A 19,663-nucleotide genomic window follows, 5' to 3' on the forward strand; every position below is an offset into this window, starting at 1 on the left:
GGAAAACGCGGACTACCGCGAGAAACCATCCGGTTACGGAAAGCGATTGCGGGAGTGTGCGACGGCGCCGTTCACCGGGAATCAGGCGTTTCCGGTTTCCGTTGCTCCCCGCTCCAGAGTTTACGGCCGTACCAGGGCCACCAGTAGACGGTACGGCCGTGGGGAATGATCCGGTCCAGCCGAATCGTGAGCCGTAACGCGAATCCGCCCGCGACCATGCCGACGAGGAGGTCGGTGAACCAGTGGAAATGCAGATAGGAGGACACCAGCCCCTGGAGTAACGCGATTCCCACAATGCAGTAGGCCAGCCGGTGCACGACGTGCGGGCGCGCCACCGAGTACCGGATGATCAGGAACAGCACCAGCCCGTAGATCAGGATCGCGTTGGCGCCGTGGCCGGACGGGAAGGAGACGGCGTCGCCGAAGAACGACGGGTCGTAGGAGCGCGGGTGGTTGCGCATGAACAGGAGCTTCATCGAGGCGACGAGGCTCATCATGCCGAACACGCCGCATACGCCGAGGATGATCGGGCGCCAGGAACGGAACCAGTAGGCCAGTTGCAGGGCCGTCACTCCCAGTACCGGGAGCGCGACGAACCGGGACGCGACAACGTCGACCCACAGGATCAGAAACGAACGGAGCTCGTCCCACAATGGACGCGGTGCCGTGTTGACCCAATTGTCCAGGGGGTGGAGGGGGCCGGCGGAGAGAACGGTCAGAGTGATCAATGCCACCGCGAGAAAGATCGCGATCTTGTCCGACGCCAGTCCCCATGCGATTTCGCTCACGCTGGGCCAGACAGCCCGGCGGGAACCGTGTGCGTCCGCGGTTTCCGCGGATTCGTGTTCCGCCGAGTCGCGGCGTTTCGGGGAGGCGGGGCCCCCGACCCGGTATGGGGAGATGTTCGTTTTCTCGGCCCGGTCCGACGGTCGTGGCCGTATCCGTGATGGATGCATCATGTGCTCAGTGCTGTCTCACAAATTGTGGTATGGCCTGCGGCACGATCGTGCGTCGGGGGGAAAGCTCGCCGCTGAAATCGGGGTGAACGGCTCGGAACGGGCAGGAGCGCGTCCGCGTAGCCGGGATTTCTGGATTGTCGATGTGATCCGCCGCCAGGAGTCCTCGCCGCTGTGGCCAGGGCGGACAGCGGCGCCTCCCGCCATCCGCTGTTACCGGCACGGGAACCACCGCTCCATGCTAGCTAGCTTTAGCTGAGCATTTTCGACAATCAACCATAACGGTCCGCCGCGTGCCCCGACCCGACGACCCATTGACTACGATCGTCGTGCCCCACGCTCCACCTGTTGCTCAGGCGCGCCGCACACCCTCCTCGTGCACGGGGCGGACTGTGACCAGCACCTGTCATGCGACCCTTCCCACACCGCACAAGGCGAAACCAGAAAGGACGTTGATGGGCGACCTCCCCGAGAGGCCGGACGACCCGTCCCAGTTGGCCCGCAATCCGCTGCGCGAGCAGATCCGGCGCGTGTTGGTGGACGGTTTGCTCTCCGGCCGCTGGCAACCCGGGGAACGGATCGTCGAGCGACGTATCGCGGCCGAGCTCAACGTCAGCCAGGCTCCGGTCCGAGAGGCGCTGCGCGAACTGACCGCCCTGCGGCTCATCGAGTCCGTGCCCAACAAGGGCGCCCGGGTACGCGACTTCGGAGTCGCCGACATGGCCGAGATCTACCCGGTCCGGGCCGGCCTCGAGCTCATGGCGGCCGAGATCGCCGCCCCCCGGCTGGCGGCGGACCCGCGGCCGCTCCACCGTGAGGTCGAGGCGCTCAAGCAGGCCACCGCGGCCGGCGACATAGAGGGTCAGATCAAACACAGCGTGGATTTCCACCGGGAGGTCGTACTGGCCGCCGACAACGCCACCCTGTCGCACACCTGGGAGTCGCTGGGGGTGGAGATCTGGACCGCCCTGTCGGTGCGCTGGCTCGACATGGAGCTGCACGCGAAGGCGGTCGACCACGCCCACATCGTCCAGGCGTTCGAGAAACGCGACCCCAACGTCGGGCGGATGCTCAGCGACCATGTGCTCAACTACGTGCACGCCGCGATGCGCTCCCACGACAAGACCCACTGACCGGGTGGGAAGCCGCTGCGCAGGCCGGACGCGGACGACTTCCGAAACCACCCGATAAAGTCGTATTGATCGATCATCGATCAGTACGTAGAGTGTGCGCGACGCACGTCACACGACAGGGGTCACGACACGCCGCGAACCACCCGGCCCACCGACGTATGGGCTCCTCGACAGTGGGAAGCGAACGTGTACGGGCTCCGCCGGGACAAAACACGAAACAGCCACTTCCGCGCCACCGCCATTGAGCCGGGTGGTGGCGCACGCCGCGGCGCCGCCCGACAGCGGTTCCCGGCTTCGGCGTCCCCGCGCCCCACCCGGCGCGGGGAGGCCGCCTTGAGCGCGTAGAAAGGCACCACCATGGCTGACACGGCCAAGCCGAAAAGCGGCAGCGCCGCCAAGAATTCGGGCGGCCGCCGGCGCAGCCGGAAAGGCACACCCACCGCCGTAGCGGACGAGAGCCCCGAGGTGCTCCGCGAGTACTACCGCCGGATGCTGCTCATCCGTCGGTTCGAGGAGCGCACCGGTCAGGCCTACACCCAGGCCCGCATCGGTGGTTACTGTCACCTGAACCTGGGCGAGGAAGCCACCGTCGTCGGCCTGATGACCGCGTTGCAGGAGCGCGACTACCTCTTCGCGAACTACCGGGACCACGGCTACGCGATCGAGAAGGGCATCGAACCGCGCCGGGTCATGGCCGAGCTCTACGGGCGCTCCACCGGAACCTCCAAAGGGTGGGGCGGCTCCATGCACATGTACGACACCGACGCCCGCATGCTCGGCGGGTGGGGCATCGTCGGCGGCCAGCTCCCCATGGCCACCGGTGCGGCCATGGCCGTGTCCTACCGGGGCGGGGACGAGGTCGTCATGTGCCAGATGGGCGACGGCACCACCAACATCGGAGCCTGGCACGAGTCACTGAACATCGCCTCCCTCTGGAACCTGCCCATCGTCTACGTGGTGATCAACAACTACCTGGGCATGGGCACCACCGTTGACATGTCCTCGGCCGAACCCGACCTGTACAAGCGGGGCTGCGCCTTCCGGATCGAGGGCGAGCGCGTGGACGGCCAGGACGTCCTCGCCGTGCGGGACACGGCGCGCAACCTGGTCGAACGCGCCCGTTCCGAGCAGCGCCCCTTCCTCATGGAGACGATGAGCTACCGGATGAAGGGGCACTCGGTCGTGGACCCGGCCAAGTACCGTTCCAAGGAGGACGCGCAGGAGGCCCGTTCCAACGACCCCCTGGCGGCGTTCGAGAGCCAGCTCGAGGAAGCCGGCGTGCTGGACGAGGACCGCAAGAAGGAGATCGCCGACGCGGTGCGCCAGGAAGTCGCCGACGCCGCCGACTTCGCGGAGAACAGCCCGCACCCCGACGCCTCCACCCTGTTCGACTACACCTACGCGTCGCCGGTCGCCAACGAGTCGACCCGGATGCCCGCCGACCCGGTGTTCGCAGATTAGGAAGGGTTCGACGACATGTCTGTGATCACCTACCGCCAGGCGCTGCGTGAGACCATCCGCGCCGAGATGCACCGCGACGAGAACGTCTTCCTCATGGGCGAGGAGATCGGCGTTTTCGAGGGTTCCTACAAGATCACCGAGGGGATGCTCACGGAGTTCGGTGAGCGCCGCGTACGCGACACCCCCATCTCCGAGGAGGGGTTCGTCGGCTCCGCCATCGGGTCGGCGATGCTCGGCCTCCGCCCGATCGTCGAGCTGATGACGATCAACTTCTCCCTGATCGCCGCCGACCAGATCATCAACCACGCCCCCAAGGTGTACGGGATGTTCGGGGGCCAGACCAGCGTCCCGATGGTCATCCGCACCCCCGGCGGCGGGGGGCAGCAGCTCGGTGCCACGCACTCGCAGAACATCGAGCTGTTCTACTCCTTCATCCCCGGCATGAAGGTACTGGCACCCAGCACTCCCGCCGAGGCCGCCGCCATGATGCGCGCCGCCGTCCGCGACGACGACCCGGTCCTCTTCCTGGAGAACCTGGGCCTGTACAACTCCAAGGGCGAGGTTCCCGACAACTACGCCGACGACAGCGGGCCGGTCGCCGAGATCGGGCGCGCCGGGGTGCTGCGCGAGGGCAGCGACATCACCCTGATCGGCTACTCCCGCATGGCGGCGCTCGCGACCCAGGTCGCAGAGGAGCTCGCCGAGCAGGACATCAGCGTCGAGGTCATCGACCTGCGCAGCCTGCGCCCCCTCGACCGGGAGACGATCGTGAACTCGGTCGCCAAGACCGGGTCCGCGGTCATCGCCGAGGACGACTGGCTCACCTACGGCATCGGCGCCGAGATCGCCGCCTCCATCCAGGAGGGCGCCTTCGACTTCCTCGACGCGCCGGTGCGCCGGGTCGCCATGGCGGAGGTGCCGCTGCCCTACGCCAAACCGTTGGAGACGGCGGCCCTGCCGTCGGTGGAATCGGTCACCACCGCCATCAAGGAGACCCTGAACGCCGTGGGCCGGCGGGTCGGCTAGAGGGGATACGCACGAATGACAGAGATCTACATGCCGCGCCTCTCCGACACCATGGAGGAGGGCGTCATCAGCTCCTGGAGCAAGAACGTCGGCGACAAGGTCAACGCCGGCGAGGTTCTCGTCGAGATCGAGACCGACAAGGCCGTCATGGAGTACGAGGCCTACGACGAGGGCTACCTCGTCAAACAGTCGGTGAGCGAGGGGGACACGGTCCCGATCGGCGCCGTCATCGGGATCCTCGGCGACAGCCCGGACGCCGTCCCCGAGGAGTCCGGTTCCGGCCAGCCCGAACCGGCCGCCCAACCGGAGCCGGCGCCCCAGGAGCCGAGCCAGCCGGAGCCCTCAGGCGAGCAGCGGTCCGCGACCGCCGACGCCGCCGCCCCGGCGGCGCCGTCCACCGACGGTGCCGTGCGTCCGCGCTCCTCTCCCCTCGCGCGCCGGCTGGCCCGCGAGTACGGCCTGGACATCGAGAACGTCCAGGGTTCCGGCCCCAAGGGCCGGGTGGTGCGCGCCGACGTCGAAGCGGCGGTCAGCCAGCAGCCGGCCGCGGCCCCGGCCCCGACCGAACAACCCGCAGCGGCGCAGCCCGCGGGCGGCGGCCAGCCCGCCGCCGCTGGCGCGGACGAGGTGCGCGGCTCCGAGGAGCTCAAGGTCAGCAACATCCGCAAGGTGATCGCGCGGCGGTTGACCGAGAGCAAGCAGGAGGTCCCGCACTTCTACCTGCGGCGCACCATCGACGCCGAGGCGCTGCGGTCCTTCCGCAGCCAGGTCAACGAGCAGCTCGCCGACACCGGCGTCAAGGTCAGCTTCAACGACCTGATCGTCAAGGCGTGCGCCACCACGCTGCGCCAGCACCCCGAGGTCAACACCTCGTGGGTGGACGAGAAGCTGCTCCAGCACAGCCGGGTCAACATCGGTGTGGCGGTCGCCACGGACGCGGGTCTGATGGTGCCGGTGCTGCACGACACCGACACCACCCCGCTGTCGACGATCGCCACCACGTCCCGGGACCTGGCGGCCAAGGCACGGGACGGCAAGCTCAAGCCCCAGGAGATGAGCGGCGGCACGTTCAGCGTCAGCAACATGGGGATGTACGGGCTGGACAGCTTCCAGGCCGTGATCAACCCGCCCGAGTCGGCGATCCTCGCTGTCGGCGCGATGCAGCAGCAGCCCGTGGTGCGGGACGGTGAGGTCGTCGCGCGCAACACCATCGCGCTGGAGCTGTCGGTGGACCACCGCGCCGTGGACGGCGCCGTCGGCGCCGAGTTCCTCCGGGACCTGGCCCAGGTCCTGGAGAACCCGATGCGGATTCTGCTGTGACCCCGCGAGCGGGTATCTGAGTCCGGGTGCCCGGTTCCGGCTTCCGCCTCCGGAACCGGGCATCCCCCACACGGGAGGCGCGTCCCACAGGGCGCCCGGAACGTGGTCTAATGTCGCGGATGCCGGAAGAGCCACCCCTCCCCCGCTCCCTGCACGTCAGCTACGGCATGGGCGCCCTGGCGACCTCGACGTTCACCATGGTTCCGGGGCTCGTCCTGCTGTACTACCTCACCGACGTGCTCGGCGTTCCCGCGCACACGGCCGGGCTGGTGGTGTTCCTGCCCAAGGTGTGGGACGTGCTGATCACCCCCTACGCCGGCGTCCTCTGCGACCGGACCTCCTCGGCACTGGGACCGCGCCGCCCCTGGCTCCTCGCCGGCGTGCTCACCCTTCCGGTGACGTTCGCCGCGATGTTCCTGGCACCGCCGCTGTCCGGGAACGCCGCCGCCGGCTACGTCGCGGTGGCGTTCGTGCTCGCCACCACCGCCTACACCGCCTTCCAGGTACCGCACATCGCGCTCCCCGCCGAGATCACCGGCAGCCGCGACCAACGCTCGGTGCTGATGTCGTGGCGGATGCTGTTCGCCGGGGTCGCGATCCTTCTCGCCGGCGGGGGCGCGCCGGCCCTCGCGCGTCACCTCGGCGGGGACGTGGACGCCTACCGGGTGATGGCGGCCGCCCTCGCCGGCGTGCTGCTGGTCGGCACCCTGGCGACGTTCCTCGGCACCCGTTCGGCGCCCCTGCCCGAGCGGCTCGACCCCAGCGGCTCGCTGCGCGCCCAGGTGGCGGTGGCCCGCCGGAACCCCCGGTTCCTGCGCCTGCTGGTGACCCACGCGCTGCTCACCACGCACGCCGGGACGATGCTCGCCGGGTCGCAGTACCTGGCCACCTACATCGTGGGTGACGCGGGGGCGATCACCCCGCTGTACGCCTGCCTGATGGCGCCGCTCGTCGCGACCATGCCCCTGTGGCTGCGTGCCTCCCGCCGCCTGGGCAAACGCGCCGCGCTGCTGCTCACCTCCGCCGTCTTCGCCGCCGGCACCCTCGCACTGGCCGCGACCCCGCTGTTCGGCCACCCCTACACGGCACCGTACTCCTACCTGTGCCTGCTCGTCGTCGGGGTCGGCTTCGCCGGGGCCCAGATGCTGCCGCTCTCGATGCTGTCCGACACGATGGCGCTGGACGCCGCCCACGCCGGGAAGCGGCGCGCCGGCATGTTCACCGGACTGTGGACCGCGGGCGAGACCCTGGCCATGGCCGCCGGGGCCGGACTGTTCGCACTGGTCCTGTCCGTTGGAGGGTTCGTCCCCTCCACCGCCGCCTCCGACGCGGCGCAGCCCGACAGCGCCCTGCTGGCTATCCTGCTCGGAATGAGTCTGCTCCCCGCATCCCTGACCGCGGCCGGCATGCTGGTCCTGCGCCGCTACGACCCGGCCGGGGATCGGCCCGCCCCGCACCGCTCCGAGGAGGGGCGGCAACCGTCCGGCGCGGGCACCGCCCCGCCGACGAGCGGCTGAGACGCGTCCCGCCACCGCATCCCCTACCACTCAGCGCCGGGATGCACCACAGTAAGAACCCGACCGTTCCGCACCACAACCGCCCGAGGAACCCACCGTTGACGATCCCCCCGAACCAGGAGGACGGGTCCGGCCCGACCACCGCCGCGGCCGCCATCGTCCCCGGCCCGGACTGGACCCTGACGTTCGTCCTGCGCAACCGCGGAGTGCACTCCGGCCACTGGCTGCTGCCCCGCGGCGATCTCGCGCCGGAGGAGAGCGCCGAGCAGGCGGCGCGACGCCACGCGGCGTGGCAGGCCGGCGTCCGCACCGGCGCCCTCGCGCCCACCGGCATCTACGAGATACGCGGCCACGACGACGGGCAGCCCTACCAGGTCCGACTGCACGTCTACCGCGCGCTGCGGCAGTGCCCCACCGGGGAGCTGGAGCACGACACCGCGGGTGAGGCCGGGGTGGCCGAGCTCCGCCAGGCGCACCCCCACCAGGTCCTTCCCCACCCGGCCGACATGCGTGTCCTCAACGACGCGGGACTGGCCGACTACGACCCCGACCTGGTGGGACGGCTGCTCGCGGCGGACGGGGCCGTGCTGACCCGGGTGGACCGGAACGAGTAGGGGCCCGCCCGGCGGGGCGCCGCCACACGTGAGGGCAGCCGCCGTGTCCGGCGCTGCAGGCCACCGCCACAAGCCAGGGCCTCGTCAACGGGATCGAACGAAACGACTTGGGTCAACTCACCCAGGTGTCCCGCGGCCAGCGCACCGCAGGCATGCGTCATGGCAGAATCAGACATAGCAGCCCTTGTAGAAAAGATCGAGTCTTGGTGGACCCGACAACTACTACAAGGGCTGCATCTCTCTCACCAAACCAGGCGCCAGGGGTTGCATCCGCACTGTGGTGCCCTATGTGGTGGGTGCCCTGGTGACGGTGGGGCCTACGCCGGTATCGACTTACCCGAGAGCGCGCTGACCGAAGTGGTCACCCCGGTCGTGGCGGCCGGCGTCGCCGCCGTCTACTACGGCTTGGCGCGGTTCGCCGAGGAGTACCTGCCGCAGCGGTGGCAGCGGGTGGGCCGGGTCATGCTGGCCTCACGCCACAAGCCCCGCTACGACGTCGCAGCCTGAGCTGTTCCGCACGACGTAGCGCCCTCGCTCACCTCACGGTTGGGCGGGGGCGCTCTTTTCGCGTGCTGCCCGACCGGTTCCCGCCGTCACCTATCCCCACGTGTGTGGGGCTCACCGGTCCGGTCGGGGCCGCGCCGTCCGCTTCGTCGGTCCATCCCCACGTGCGTGGGGCTCACATGCCGCCGTAAGGCGGACATTCGACGCAATTCGGTCCATCCCCACGTGCGTGGGGATCACGAGTCGATCGCGGCCGACGTTCCATTGAAGATCGGTCCATCCCCACGTGCGTGGGGATCACGTGGGGATACCACACCCACCGTGCAACACCGTCGGTCCATCCCCACGTGCGTGGGGATCACCACGCGGCGCCCTCCTCTCGTCCCACGTACTCCGGTCCATCCCCACGTGCGTGGGGATCACATCCCGGACCTCGTGGCCGCGATCAAGATGCACGGTCCATCCCCACGTGCGTGGGGATCACATGCGTGCCCACTTCCCGGGGTTCTGGCGAAGCGGTCCATCCCCACGTGCGTGGGGATCACGAATACGACCTGCGGTAATGCGCGGCGTTATTCTTTTGTGATTCCACATGGCCGGTATTCCGGTGAATGCGGTCAGGATCTGACCATACCGTTCCACCGCTGTGTACACGCCCCTATGGGAACACGGACATCCGGCCGCTCCCGGACGCACGATGAAGAGGAAGGACGCCCGGGGTGGAGTGTGACCCCGGGTGCTGGGAGATGGTGGCAGCACCCGGGGACGGGGGTGTGCGCCGCCACGCACACCCCCGTCGCGCGCCCGGTCGAGAAAAGGCACGCGTTTCGTGGTGGTTCTATTCCTGGAGTTCGACCGGGATCCAGTCGGTCAGGATGCGGGGGTTGGCATGCCGCACCGGGCCACCCCTGACGGGCCGTACGAGGACGTCACCCTGATCCGTGCCGGGCTGGGGTGTGTGGCCGGTGACCACGTGCACGGTGGAACCCACCCCGTGCAGCCGCACCCGCAACCCCACGGGCCACCGGCATTGCAGATACGACAGATCCCCGCTGGAGAGCCGCTCCACCGTGTCGGGGTGGACGGTGACCGTGTGGGCGTCGCCGACCGTGTCGCGGGGAGCGATCCGCAGCATCCCGTCAGCCTGCTGTGTGACGACATCCCACGGGGTGGTGCCATCTTCCTCGTGGGGGAACCGCACCCACATGCCGGGCTCCCACCCGGGCTCTACTCCTCGCACGGGCCACCACCTCCCCCAGCGCTGTGCTGGTGGGAAACCGTCTCCGTGTCCTCGTCGCCGAGCCAGGCAACCACGCGTGCGTGCAGTTCCCGGAGGATGTCGCGGATCTGGTTGGGCCACAGGGCGTTGCCGTCCATGGCCTGGGCGAGCTGCTCCACCAGGTCACGTAGCTCTTGGCGTTCCTGCGGGGTGAGGTTCACGTGTCATCACCTCCCCCGTTCTGGTGGTGGGTGGTATCCAACAGGTCCTGGACGTGGTCGGGCGCGAACCGACGGCTCCCACCCGGGGTCACAACCGCCGGAATCAGGTGCCCCCGGTGAACCCAGGTGTTGACGGTGGAGGTGGTCACGCCGAACATCTCGGCCACGTCGCCGGGACGAAGCAGTTGAGAGGGCCAGTTTTCGGGGGTACTCACCGGACCACCCCCACGGCGTTCGCCTGCTCGCGCTGGGACAGCCACTGGCGCACCAGCGGGGACAGTTCCGCGCGCACGTCGTCCAACCCGTCGCCGTATGCCGGCGGGGCGGAAGGGTCCGGCGCGGGGACGGCAGCACCACAGGCGGGGCAGTGCCCCTCTTCCTCTCGCGCCTGGCGGAGGCGCTCGAGCTCGGTCACGTAGGGCCGCACGGGGCTGTGCTCCTCGGGGTCGAGCAGTTCGGGTTCGGGAAACGTGTCTGTGACCGGTTCCGGGAGTACTTCCGACGATCGGGGCGGCGGGACGGTGAACCGGCGCGCCGTGGCATGGCGCCGGGGCGGGGGCGGCGGTGTCCACACGGGGACCGGGTGCTCATGGCGCCCACGGGTCGGTGCGACCAGGGCGATGGTCAGCATCAGGAGCAGCGTCCATAGGGACGCGAGGTTGCGCATAGCTCACCTCGTAGTGCGGTTGGTCCACCTCTGATGGACCTAGGATTTCGAGTTGACCTCATAGTGCATCCTGAAATTCAGGATTGCAATACAACCCTGAACTACGGGAGTGGAAGTTCCGAAATGTCCCATCCACTGTGATGGAACTATGATCAGGTGAGACGTGACGCAGGGGAGCCCATGACGAACAGGTACAGCCCGACAGTTCGCCGCCGCAGACTGTCTGATGAGATTCGCCGTCGACGGCTACAAGCCCGCATGACGCTGGACGACGCCGCTACGGAGACAGAGATCTCACGTACCACGATCAGCAACATCGAGTCTGGCGAGAAGAAGCGTCCGCAGGTCAACGAGATCAAAGCGATGCTGGACGCCTACAGCGTGACCGAAACTCAGGAACGTGAAGCGATCCTGACTCTATGTCGCCAGTCTCGTGAACGCGGCTGGTGGACCCGCTATCGCGACGTTCTCCATGGACGCTTCATCGGCTTCGAGACCGAAGCGTCAGTCATCAGCAACTGGGAACCGTTGGTCATCCCTGGCCTGTTGCAGGTCCCGGAGTACACCGAGATCATCGCCAAAGCGTCACTCGTGCGCGATCCGGAAGACATTCAACGCACCGTCGATGCACGCATCGAACGACAGCGGGTCATCCTGGGTCAAGACCCACCTGAGCTATGGGCCGTCTTCGGAGAGGGTGCCCTGTTGGCCCTCTCGGAGTACCCAGATGTACAGCGCCGACAAGTCGAGCACCTGATCGAAACGGCCGAGCGGCCGGACCACACTACGATTCAGATGGTGCCGCACACTACCCTTAATCCAGGCATGGCGGGGTCGTTCGTCATCATGAATTTCCCCAACACTATCGATCCGTCAGTGGTCTATCTGGAAACTGATACTAGTGGGCTGTACCTCGAAGAGTACGCGGAGGTAGCACGCTACCGTCACATATTCGGTCATGTGCGTATATCCGCGTTGTCCCCAGAAGGCACTGTCGAACGCCTCCACAAGATGATTGGTTAGGACAAACTCGATGATCCCAGATGAGCTGTTCCGCAAGTCCACGTACAGTCAGGCCAAATCTCAAAACTGTGTTGAGGTTGCTGATGTTCTTGGTATTTCGGCTGTGCGCGATACACAGAACCGGGAACTAGGTTCTATTCAGTTCAACTCCTCTGAGTGGGCGGCCTTGGTCTCTGCGATCAAGGAAGATCAACCCCTTTGATCCATAGCCTAAGAAGCCCCCGGCCGTGGCCAGCCGGGGGCTTCTTAAACTCGATAATCCCAAGAGTAGGATAGCTCATTGGGAGGATAAAGGCTAGCGATTCGTCTGTGCGGATCCTTTGCTGCTGCCGTTCTACGGCTGAGTTCCTTTGCCGTTACAAGCGTCGCACCGGGTGGTTTCCGAACTTTGCCCCTTGGAACCATCGTGACCGGAACTTATTTCTCCGCTCCCGCCGCACACGGGGCACGGCGCGGGTTCCTGGCGGTGTTTGGCCATTACTGCACCTCCGTTATCCGGTTGTCGGGAGAATCCAGCCACACGTGTTGTCCAGTGGCATCAACGGTGAGTCCGAACCGGTCCTGGTCCGGGCCACCCCAGCCCACCCATGTCAGATAGGCCGCTTCCAACTCGTCCCACAGGTTGCGTGAACCGGTCTGCGAAACCTCGGCTTCTCCGCCCGAGGCGGGTTGAATCACTATCGCGTGCGAGTCACTGTGGAGCTCGCGTAGTGACATGCGGAACGTGTCATCGGTGCGGTTGATAACTCCTCCCTTGATCGAGACGCCGGGCAGCAATCCCGCCAGCGCCAGGGAGAATCCCGAGTTCGCCTGATCGATCCGCCGGGGATCGACACGCGTCGCCGCGTTGCGTTTATCGCCCTCGATCGGTGACAGGGGGGCACGTTGGGACCGCAACATCATGTAGGACGCTCCGCCACAGACTCGTCCCACGGCAGCATCGCCCACGCTGACCAGGCGCACTCGGAACCCTTCGCGCGCGCCATGCATCCACGGCGCCACGAGCACTCCACCCGGCCGCATCTGTTCCACCCAGGGGTAGGGAATGCTCGCCACACCACAGGTGACATGGACCCGGTCAAACGGTGCTTGTTCGGCGCATCCCTGCGCCCCGTCACCAATCCTGAGGTGGGGTTCGAAACCGGATTCGGCGAGGTTGGCAGCGGCAGTCTTGGCGAGCTGTTCGTCAACCTCGACAGAGGTCACGTTGTCACTGCCGAGCCGTGCCGACAGGAGCCCTGCCGTCCATCCGCTTCCGGTGCCGACCTCCAGCACCCGGTCGCCGGGATAAGGGTCGAGGAGATCGAGAAAGGCCAGCACCGCACCAGGTTCGGACAGTGAACTCGACCACGCCCACACCTTGCGGGTGGCTGAGTCTCGCGTTAACTCGGTCGCGCCGTCATCGATCTGGGTAATCAGTGAGGTGTTCCGATAAACCGCCGCCCACCAGGCATCCGGATCCACACTTCGGTCCAGCCATTCCATCGGTGGGAACGCCAGCGCGGTCTCGGGGGTGAACATGTGTCGCGGCACGTCCCGTAGTGCCTGCTTCCACGCGTCGTCGTCGGTGAGTTCGGCCAACCGTTCCGGTCCGGCTGGGGTCTGTTCACCCATCCGGACCGCCACGGGTATCCATACTGATCCTCCACGCCTCGGGGACCGTTCACTCGCTCCGTACCCCGCGCGCGGAACGGGCAACACCCCGTGGCCGGAAGCGGCCAACCGGTAGTGATTGAGGGGCCTTGCTGATTCCGGACAGGGAGTGAGCCGGTGATTTTACGCAGCTAGGCGCTGTTTCTCATGTTCCGCATAGATCTCTGATGGAGTGTTGTATCCCAGTGCGGAATGAAGACGCCTGTGATTATACCAGTGCTCGATGTATCGTGTAATGTCCCGTCGTGCTCGTTCTCGCGTGGGATACACCATCTGGTTCACACGCTCATTCTTCAACACCCCGAAAAATGATTCCGCCATCGCGTTGTCGAAACAAATCCCGGTTCGCCCCACCGACCGTGTCATCCCGACCGAAGCAAGGTAATCACCGAACTCCCGGGACGTGTAATTACTCCCCCGATCCGAATGGAACACCGCCCCCGCACGAACCTTTCCCTTGCGTGTCGCATGAGCGACAGCCCGGATGATCAGCGGAGTCCGGTAGTTGTCATCCATCGCATAACCAACGACTTCTTTCGTGCAGCAATCAATGACGGTGGCCAGATACACCCACCCGCTCCATGTCGGGATATAGGTGATATCCCCGACGAGTTTCACACTGGGCATGGGTGCGGTGAAGTCGCGGCCCACGAGGTCGGGGATCGCACCGGTATCCGCTGGTGTGGTCAGCGAGCTGCGCCGGGGGCGGGGTTGGCAGGGATGCAGCCCCATCTCGCCCATCAACAGACGCACCAGCTCCACTCCCACCGCAACGCCCCAGCGTTGCAGCTGGGCGCGGATCCGCCGGTGGCCGTAGGTGCCGTCGGCGTGGTCTACGGCGGTGCGGATCAGTAGCCGCAACTGTTGGCGGCGCTGAGACGTGGCGGATTCGGGCCGGGACCGCCATTCGTAGTAACCCGACCGGGAGACGTTCACGCATGCACACATGAAATCAACGGGGAAAGCGTACTCCGCGTGTTCATCGAACCGCATCGTCTCGATGAACTCGTATATGTCGCTTACGGACGATCCTTCGCGAAGTACGCGGCCGCTTTTTTCAAAAAAGCGATCTCCATGTCCTTCTCGCGGTTGAGTCGTTCCAGTTCACGCAGCCGGGCCCGCTCGGTCGTATCCAGTGACGGTGCATCGTCGGGAGTTTCTTTCCTGTATTTGCGCACCCAGTTCCGTAGTGTTTCCGAGCTGATCCCGAGCTCGTTGGCAACCCGGTTGATAGAGCGTTGGCTCTCGATGACATGTTTCACCGCTTCATCACGGAACTCCGGCGAATATGCGTTTGCCTTGCCCAATGCTTCCCTCGTTTCCTTTCAGAACCATCGTATTGGCACTCTGTCCGGAAAACACGAGGCACCCCACTCCCTGACCTACGTCAGGTGTTGGTCTTGGTCGATTCACACCTATGTCGGAGGCCCTCTCTTGTTGTCAAGCCCAGTCCGGGCTGTACTCAACCTCTGTGGTCAGTACACCTAATCCCCGGGGTGCCGGGGTGAGGGGTCCAGTGCGGTGGCGGTGGTGGTGATGGTGTTCAGGGCGGCCGTGACAACCGGGTGCTCGCGGCTGCCGAGGCGGGTGGCGGCGATGATGCGGCGGACGGGCGCGGGGTCGCCGTGCAGGGGGATGCGCGCGACGGGCCAGCTCTCGTGGAGCCGGGCGAGCCGGGGCACGAGGATGATGCCGAAGTCGTGGGCGACCAGGGCGGTACCGGTGTCCCACTCGTCGGCGTAGTGGGCGATGTCGGGGGTGAACCCGGCGGCCGCGCAGGCCGTGCGCACCAGGTGGTGGTAGGTGCTTCCGGGGCTTCCCAGGATCCACGGCTCGTTGGCGGCGTCGGCGAGGGTGACCGTGGAACGGGCGGTCAGGGGGTGCTGGCTGGGCACGACCAGGTCGAGGGGGTCGTCCAGGAGAGGGTGCTGCTCGAAGCGGGTGTCCGAGGTGGGCGGGGTGTCGGCGGTGGCGATCAGCAGCGCGAGGTCGGCGTCGCCGGCCAGCAGCAGGTCGAAGCAGCGGGCGGGCTCGGCTTCGATGACCCGCACGGACAGGTGCGGGTAGTGGTCCCGCAGGGTCGCCGCGGCCGGGGGCAGTAGGTGCGTGGCGGCCGTGGAGAAGCCGCACAGCGTGAAGGAGCCGCCGGGTTCGTCCGTGGCGGCCGCCAGCTCGGCGTGAGCGCGTTCGGCCTGGGCGTACAGCGCGTCGGCGTGGCGGAGCACGGTGGCCGCCGCGGCGGTCAGCCGGATGCCCCGGCCGGACTGGGTCATCAGCTCGACGCCGAGTTCGGCCGCCAACTGGCGCAACTGGTGGGAGACCGCGGAGGGCGTGTAGTGCAGCGCCTCCGCCGCGGCGGTGACCGTGCCGTGGTGGTGCACCATCTGCAGCACGCGGAGCTTCGGATCGATCATGCAACCATTTTGCACGGTTTCGTGCATGAACGTTTGCTTCTCTTCAGGTTTGATGAGCTCCACGCTGGGGGTGTGCTACTCAAAAGGTTCTCTGACGAAGGCTACGCCGCTGCTCCCCACAGCCGCCGGTCCACGCGCCGGCCCCGTGGTCACACGCGCGAGGTGTACACGGCTGTGTACCTGTTGGTGGTGCTCACGGCCGGGGCGTACCTGCCCAGTCCGCTGTATCCGGAGTACCAGCACGCTTTCGGGTTCAGTGACCTGACGATGACCCTGGTCTACGCGATGTTCGTGCTGGTCAGCGCGCCCATACTGCTGCTGTTCGGCCCGGCCTCGGACTCGTTCGGGCCCCGGGCGGTACTGCGGGTCAGTGTGGTGGTGGCCGCTCTCGCCTCGGGTTGCTTCGCACTCGCCCAGGGGCCGGCATGGCTGCTGGCCGGCCGCGCCGCGCAGGGGCTGGCGCTGGGTGCGGCCACGGGGGCGGCGACCGCGTTGATCACGGAGCACGCTGCCGGAGGGAACCGGGGGCGGGGGTCGGTACTGGCCAGCATGGCGTTCGTGGCCGGAACCGCCGCGGGACCGGTCGCCGCCGGCCTCCTGGCACAGTACGCGCCTGCGCCGCAGGTGCTGCCGTACCTGGTGCACCTGGCTCTGCTCGCGGCCGGGTGGCGTCTCGTGTCCGCCCTGCCGGCGCCCACCGCGCGCTCGCGTCGCTGGAGGCCCACGCGACCGCACATACCGGCCGGCATGCGGCTGCTGTTCACCGCCGCCGCGGCCACCGGCTTCCTCGCCTGGACCGTCGCCGGCCTGTTCCTGGCGGTCATCCCGTCGGTGCTCAGCCGGGGCGCCCAGATCAGCAACCTGGCGGCCATCGGCGGGATCCTCGGCGCCGTACTGGCCTGTTCCGTGCTGTCCCAACTCCTCGTGGCCCGCTACGGCACGCGCAACACGCAGCTCGCCGGGCTCGGCGCTCTCACGGTCAGCCTCGCCATCCTGGCGTTCACCGGTGTCGGCTCGGTTCCCGTCACCGTGATCGCGGCCGTGGCGGCCGGGACGGGGCACGGGCTGGCGTACGGCGGCGCCGCGGCCGTCATCGACGCGGCCGCGCCGGCGGGCAAACGCGCGGCGATCAACTCCGCGCTGTACCTCGCCTTCTACGCCGGCGCCGGCGGACCGGCGGTCGCGGTCGGCCTCCTGACCATCTGGATCCCCCTGGCCGCGGCGGTCTCCTGGATCAGCATCGCCGCGGCGGCACTCGTGCCGCTCACCGGCGCCGCGATCGTCCACACGAACCGCGGGCCGCGGCCGTCACGTGCCGGTTCCCGCCCGGAGCCGCAACACCAGGGGCAACGCTCCTCGGAACCCCGGCCCGGCGGGGTGTAGAGGTACGTGGGGCCGGCGGAACGGTCACCACGGGATCTCCGCCCCTGCCGACGAACGTGGTCCGGTGCGGACACCACCGTCCGCACCGGACCACCGGCGGCTTCTCACCGCTTCCGGAGAACCGTCACCCGGTGAACTCGCCGGCGATCACCTCGGCGATCTGGGCGGTGTTCAGCGCGGCGCCCTTGCGCAGGTTGTCGCCGCACAGGAACAGGTCGAGCGAGCGGGGGTCGTCCACCGAACGGCGGATGCGCCCCACCCACGTGGGGTCGGTTCCCACGACGTCGATCGGCGTGGGGAACTCGCTGCCGGCCGGGTCGTCCTGCACCACCACGCCGGGGGCGGAGGCGAGCAGCTCACGGGCCTCCCCGGCCCGCACCTCCCGGTCGAAGGTGGCGTGCACCGCCAGCGAGTGCGTCGTCACCACCGGAACCCGCACGCAGGTCGCCGACACGCGCAGCTCGCTGTGCCCCAGGATCTTGCGGGACTCGTTGCGGACCTTCATCTCCTCGGAGGAGTGGCCGTCCTCCTTGAGCGAGCCCGCCCACGGCACGACGTTCAGCGCCAGCGGCGCGGGGTACGGACCCAGATCACCCACCGCGGCGCGCACATCACCGGCGCGGCTGCCCAGCGTGCGGTCGGTGGCGACCTTCTCGGTCTGGTCGTGCAGCGTGTCGATGCCCTCCTGGCCGGAGCCCGAGGCCGCCTGGTAGGAAGCCACCACGAGATCGGTCAGCCCGTAGGCACCGTGCAGCGCGCCCAGCGCGACGATCATGGACAGGGTGGTGCAGTTCGGGTTGCTGACGATGCCCTTGGGGCGGTCGCGCGTCTGGGCGGCGTTGACCTCCGGGACCACCAGCGGGACTCCGGCATCCATCCGGTAGGCGCCGGAGTTGTCCACCGCCACCGCGCCGCGCTCGACCGCGACCGGCGCCCACTCCTTGGACACCTCGTCGGGAACGTCGAACATCGCCACGTCGACCCCGTCGAACACCTCCGGGGACAGCGGCTGGACCTCGACCTCCTCCCCGCGGACGGTGAGGCGCTTACCGGCGGAACGCGGCGAGGCCACGAGCCGGATCTCGCCCCACACGTTCTCCCGGGTGGAGAGGATGTCGAGCATGACGGAGCCGACAGCGCCGGTCGCGCCGACGACGGCGAGGGTGGGGAGTCGGGTGCTCATCGGCCGGTACCTCCATAAACAACAGCCTCGACCTGGTCAGCGTCGAGCCGGAACTCCGAATGCGCGGCGGCGACGGCCGCGTCGACCTGGTCCTGTTCCACGACGACGGAGATGCGGATCTCCGAGGTGGAGATCATCTCGATGTTGGTCCCGGAACTGGCGACGGCGTCGAAGAACCGGGAGGTGACGCCGGGATACGACCGCATTCCGGCACCGACCAGGGAGACCTTGCCGATCTGGTCGTCGTAGCGCAGCGAGTCGAACCCGACCTCCGGCTGCACCTTCTTCAGCGCCGCCAGCGCGGTCTGGCCGTAGTCCGAGGGCACCGTGAACGAGATGTCGGTGCGTGCGGTGGAGGCCGCCGACACGTTCTGCACGATCATGTCGATGTTGATACCGGCCTCGGCGAGCGCGTTGAACAGGGCCGCGGCCTCACCGACCTTGTCCGGCACACCCACGACGGTGACCTTGGCCTCGCTCCGGTCGTGCGCGACACCGGAGATGATCGGTTGTTCCATGCCTTCGGTTTCCTCAACTTCCGAAACGACCCAGGTACCGGGTTTCTGACTGAACGACGAACGGACGTGGATCGGGACGTTGTACCGCCGCGCGTACTCGACACAGCGCAGGTGCAGGATCTTGGAGCCGCTGGCCGCCAGTTCCAGCATCTCCTCGTAGGAGATGCGCGGGATACGGCGGGCGGACGGCACGATCCGCGGGTCCGAGGTGAACACCCCGTCGACGTCGCTGTAGATCTCGCACGCGTCGGCGTCCAGCGCCGCCGCGAGCGCGACGGCGGTGGTGTCGGAACCGCCGCGGCCCAACGTGGTGATGTCCTTGTTGTCCTGGGAGACGCCCTGGAATCCGGCGACGATGCAGATCGAGCCCTCGCTGAGAGCGTCCTGGATCCGTCCCGGGGTGACATCGATGATCTTGGCGTTGCCGTGCGCCGATGTCGTGATGACACCGGCCTGTGAACCGGTGAAGGACAGTGCCTCGTAGCCGAGGTTCCCGATCGCCATCGCTACCAGGGCCATGGACATGCGCTCACCCGCCGTGACCAGCATGTCCATCTCGCGCCCGGGGGGCAGGGGCGAGACCTGCTCGGCGAGGTCGAAAAGCTCGTCGGTGGTGTCGCCCATGGCCGAGACCACGACGACCACGTCATATCCCGCTTTTTTCTGGGCGACGATCCGCTGGGCTACCCGCTTGATGGCCTCCGCGTCAGCGACGGAAGACCCACCGTACTTCTGCACGATCAAAGCCACGGTCGACGCTCCTGGATATTTGGGATCACGATAATCAACTGAAGTGTAGCCGTCGGGTACACCCGGACGCCTTCCCACCTGCCGAAACCACCGCGAATCGG

22 protein-coding genes and 1 CRISPR repeat array are annotated in these 19,663 nt (G+C 67.5%); of the genes, 10 read left to right on the plus strand and 12 right to left on the minus strand.

What is annotated here, in order from left to right:
• Nucleotides 1–71 precede the first annotated feature (71 nt).
• Entirely contained in the window at nt 72–788 is a 717-nt protein-coding gene (locus FHX37_RS18845) for a phosphatase PAP2 family protein (protein WP_246062440.1), read from the minus strand.
• A 623-nt stretch (nt 789–1,411) separates the two neighbouring features.
• On the opposite strand from FHX37_RS18845, the gene FHX37_RS18850 reads away from it, so the two are divergent.
• The 6 genes from FHX37_RS18850 to FHX37_RS18875 all read left to right on the plus strand — a co-directional run bounded on the left by FHX37_RS18850 (nt 1,412) and on the right by FHX37_RS18875 (nt 8,027).
• Nucleotides 1,412–2,089 carry a GntR family transcriptional regulator gene (locus FHX37_RS18850; protein ID WP_141925553.1) on the plus strand — a complete coding sequence of 226 codons (678 nt, stop codon included), beginning with the start codon at nt 1,412–1,414 and terminating at the stop codon, nt 2,087–2,089.
• Between the two features lie 357 nt (nt 2,090–2,446).
• A complete protein-coding gene (pdhA, locus tag FHX37_RS18855) occupies nt 2,447–3,550 on the plus strand; it encodes a pyruvate dehydrogenase (acetyl-transferring) E1 component subunit alpha (RefSeq protein WP_141925554.1) in 1,104 nt (367 codons plus the stop codon).
• Nucleotides 3,551–3,565: 15 nt separating this feature from the next.
• The gene (locus tag FHX37_RS18860; protein ID WP_141925555.1) at nt 3,566–4,576 is read left to right on the plus strand and encodes an alpha-ketoacid dehydrogenase subunit beta; all 1,011 of its coding nucleotides are present in this window, start codon (nt 3,566–3,568) and stop codon (nt 4,574–4,576) included.
• A 15-nt stretch (nt 4,577–4,591) separates the two neighbouring features.
• Nucleotides 4,592–5,896 carry a dihydrolipoamide acetyltransferase family protein gene (locus FHX37_RS18865; RefSeq protein WP_141925556.1) on the plus strand — a complete coding sequence of 435 codons (1,305 nt, stop codon included), beginning with the start codon at nt 4,592–4,594 and terminating at the stop codon, nt 5,894–5,896.
• A gap of 119 nt (nt 5,897–6,015) precedes the next feature.
• On the plus strand, nt 6,016–7,413 hold the full coding sequence (locus FHX37_RS18870) for an MFS transporter (protein ID WP_211351958.1): 1,398 nt from the start codon (nt 6,016–6,018) through the stop codon (nt 7,411–7,413).
• Between the two features lie 98 nt (nt 7,414–7,511).
• Complete coding sequence (locus FHX37_RS18875; RefSeq protein WP_141925558.1) at nt 7,512–8,027, plus strand: NUDIX hydrolase; 516 nt, start codon at nt 7,512–7,514, stop codon at nt 8,025–8,027.
• On the opposite strand, the gene FHX37_RS24160 is transcribed toward FHX37_RS18875, so the two are convergent.
• Complete coding sequence (locus FHX37_RS24160; RefSeq protein WP_141925559.1) at nt 7,952–8,203, minus strand: transposase domain-containing protein; 252 nt, start codon at nt 8,201–8,203, stop codon at nt 7,952–7,954. The two genes, FHX37_RS18875 and FHX37_RS24160, sit on opposite strands and share 76 nt — an antisense overlap.
• Nucleotides 8,204–8,384: 181 nt before the next feature.
• Between FHX37_RS24160 and FHX37_RS23745 the strand changes: the two genes are divergently transcribed.
• Nucleotides 8,385–8,534 carry a hypothetical protein gene (locus FHX37_RS23745; RefSeq protein WP_246062441.1) on the plus strand — a complete coding sequence of 50 codons (150 nt, stop codon included), beginning with the start codon at nt 8,385–8,387 and terminating at the stop codon, nt 8,532–8,534.
• A gap of 147 nt (nt 8,535–8,681) precedes the next feature.
• A CRISPR array of direct repeats spans nt 8,682–9,076; the repeat unit is 29 nt; unit sequence CGGTCCATCCCCACGTGCGTGGGGATCAC.
• Nucleotides 9,077–9,369: 293 nt separating this feature from the next.
• On the opposite strand, the gene FHX37_RS18890 is transcribed toward FHX37_RS23745, so the two are convergent.
• Genes FHX37_RS18890 through FHX37_RS18905 form a run of 4 tightly spaced genes read right to left on the minus strand, consistent with a single transcriptional unit; the run spans nt 9,370 to nt 10,638 of the window.
• Entirely contained in the window at nt 9,370–9,771 is a 402-nt protein-coding gene (locus FHX37_RS18890) for a hypothetical protein (protein ID WP_141925560.1), read from the minus strand.
• Nucleotides 9,759–9,971, minus strand: a complete 213-nt coding sequence (locus tag FHX37_RS18895; protein WP_141925561.1) for a hypothetical protein — start codon at nt 9,969–9,971, stop codon at nt 9,759–9,761. The genes FHX37_RS18890 and FHX37_RS18895 overlap by 13 nt, the downstream gene beginning before the upstream one ends.
• Nucleotides 9,968–10,186: a helix-turn-helix domain-containing protein gene (locus tag FHX37_RS18900; protein WP_211351959.1), complete on the minus strand. Its 219-nt coding sequence runs from the start codon at nt 10,184–10,186 to the stop codon at nt 9,968–9,970. The genes FHX37_RS18895 and FHX37_RS18900 overlap by 4 nt, the downstream gene beginning before the upstream one ends.
• Nucleotides 10,183–10,638 carry a hypothetical protein gene (locus FHX37_RS18905; protein WP_141925562.1) on the minus strand — a complete coding sequence of 152 codons (456 nt, stop codon included), beginning with the start codon at nt 10,636–10,638 and terminating at the stop codon, nt 10,183–10,185. Before FHX37_RS18905 ends, FHX37_RS18900 begins: the two co-directional genes overlap by 4 nt.
• Before the next feature lie 180 nt (nt 10,639–10,818).
• On the opposite strand from FHX37_RS18905, the gene FHX37_RS18910 reads away from it, so the two are divergent.
• Nucleotides 10,819–11,661 carry a helix-turn-helix domain-containing protein gene (locus FHX37_RS18910; protein WP_141925563.1) on the plus strand — a complete coding sequence of 281 codons (843 nt, stop codon included), beginning with the start codon at nt 10,819–10,821 and terminating at the stop codon, nt 11,659–11,661.
• Between the two features lie 10 nt (nt 11,662–11,671).
• The gene (locus FHX37_RS18915) at nt 11,672–11,863 is read left to right on the plus strand and encodes a DUF397 domain-containing protein (protein ID WP_141925564.1); all 192 of its coding nucleotides are present in this window, start codon (nt 11,672–11,674) and stop codon (nt 11,861–11,863) included.
• A 275-nt stretch (nt 11,864–12,138) separates the two neighbouring features.
• Here the strand turns inward: FHX37_RS18915 and FHX37_RS18920 are convergent, their stop codons facing one another.
• The 4 genes from FHX37_RS18920 to FHX37_RS18935 form a co-directional block, all read right to left on the minus strand.
• Nucleotides 12,139–13,242, minus strand: a complete 1,104-nt coding sequence (locus tag FHX37_RS18920; protein ID WP_170181643.1) for a protein-L-isoaspartate O-methyltransferase family protein — start codon at nt 13,240–13,242, stop codon at nt 12,139–12,141.
• A 195-nt stretch (nt 13,243–13,437) separates the two neighbouring features.
• Nucleotides 13,438–14,328 (minus strand): IS3 family transposase, encoded by an 891-nt coding sequence (locus FHX37_RS18925; RefSeq protein WP_141925566.1) that lies wholly within the window; start codon nt 14,326–14,328, stop codon nt 13,438–13,440.
• A gap of 5 nt (nt 14,329–14,333) precedes the next feature.
• On the minus strand, nt 14,334–14,621 hold the full coding sequence (locus FHX37_RS18930) for a transposase (protein WP_141921957.1): 288 nt from the start codon (nt 14,619–14,621) through the stop codon (nt 14,334–14,336).
• A 177-nt stretch (nt 14,622–14,798) separates the two neighbouring features.
• Nucleotides 14,799–15,728 (minus strand): LysR family transcriptional regulator, encoded by a 930-nt coding sequence (locus FHX37_RS18935; RefSeq protein WP_141925567.1) that lies wholly within the window; start codon nt 15,726–15,728, stop codon nt 14,799–14,801.
• A gap of 174 nt (nt 15,729–15,902) precedes the next feature.
• Here FHX37_RS18935 and FHX37_RS18940 point away from each other — a divergent pair, with 174 nt between their 5' ends.
• The gene (locus FHX37_RS18940; RefSeq protein ID WP_141925845.1) at nt 15,903–17,111 is read left to right on the plus strand and encodes an MFS transporter; all 1,209 of its coding nucleotides are present in this window, start codon (nt 15,903–15,905) and stop codon (nt 17,109–17,111) included.
• A gap of 124 nt (nt 17,112–17,235) precedes the next feature.
• On the opposite strand, the gene FHX37_RS18945 is transcribed toward FHX37_RS18940, so the two are convergent.
• Nucleotides 17,236–18,294: an aspartate-semialdehyde dehydrogenase gene (locus FHX37_RS18945; protein WP_141925568.1), complete on the minus strand. Its 1,059-nt coding sequence runs from the start codon at nt 18,292–18,294 to the stop codon at nt 17,236–17,238.
• Entirely contained in the window at nt 18,291–19,562 is a 1,272-nt protein-coding gene (locus FHX37_RS18950) for an aspartate kinase (RefSeq protein ID WP_141925569.1), read from the minus strand. The genes FHX37_RS18945 and FHX37_RS18950 overlap by 4 nt, the downstream gene beginning before the upstream one ends.
• Nucleotides 19,563–19,663: the final 101 nt, after the last annotated feature.

The organism is Haloactinospora alba, from assembly GCF_006717075.1.
GTDB lineage: Bacteria > Actinomycetota > Actinomycetes > Streptosporangiales > Streptosporangiaceae > Haloactinospora > Haloactinospora alba.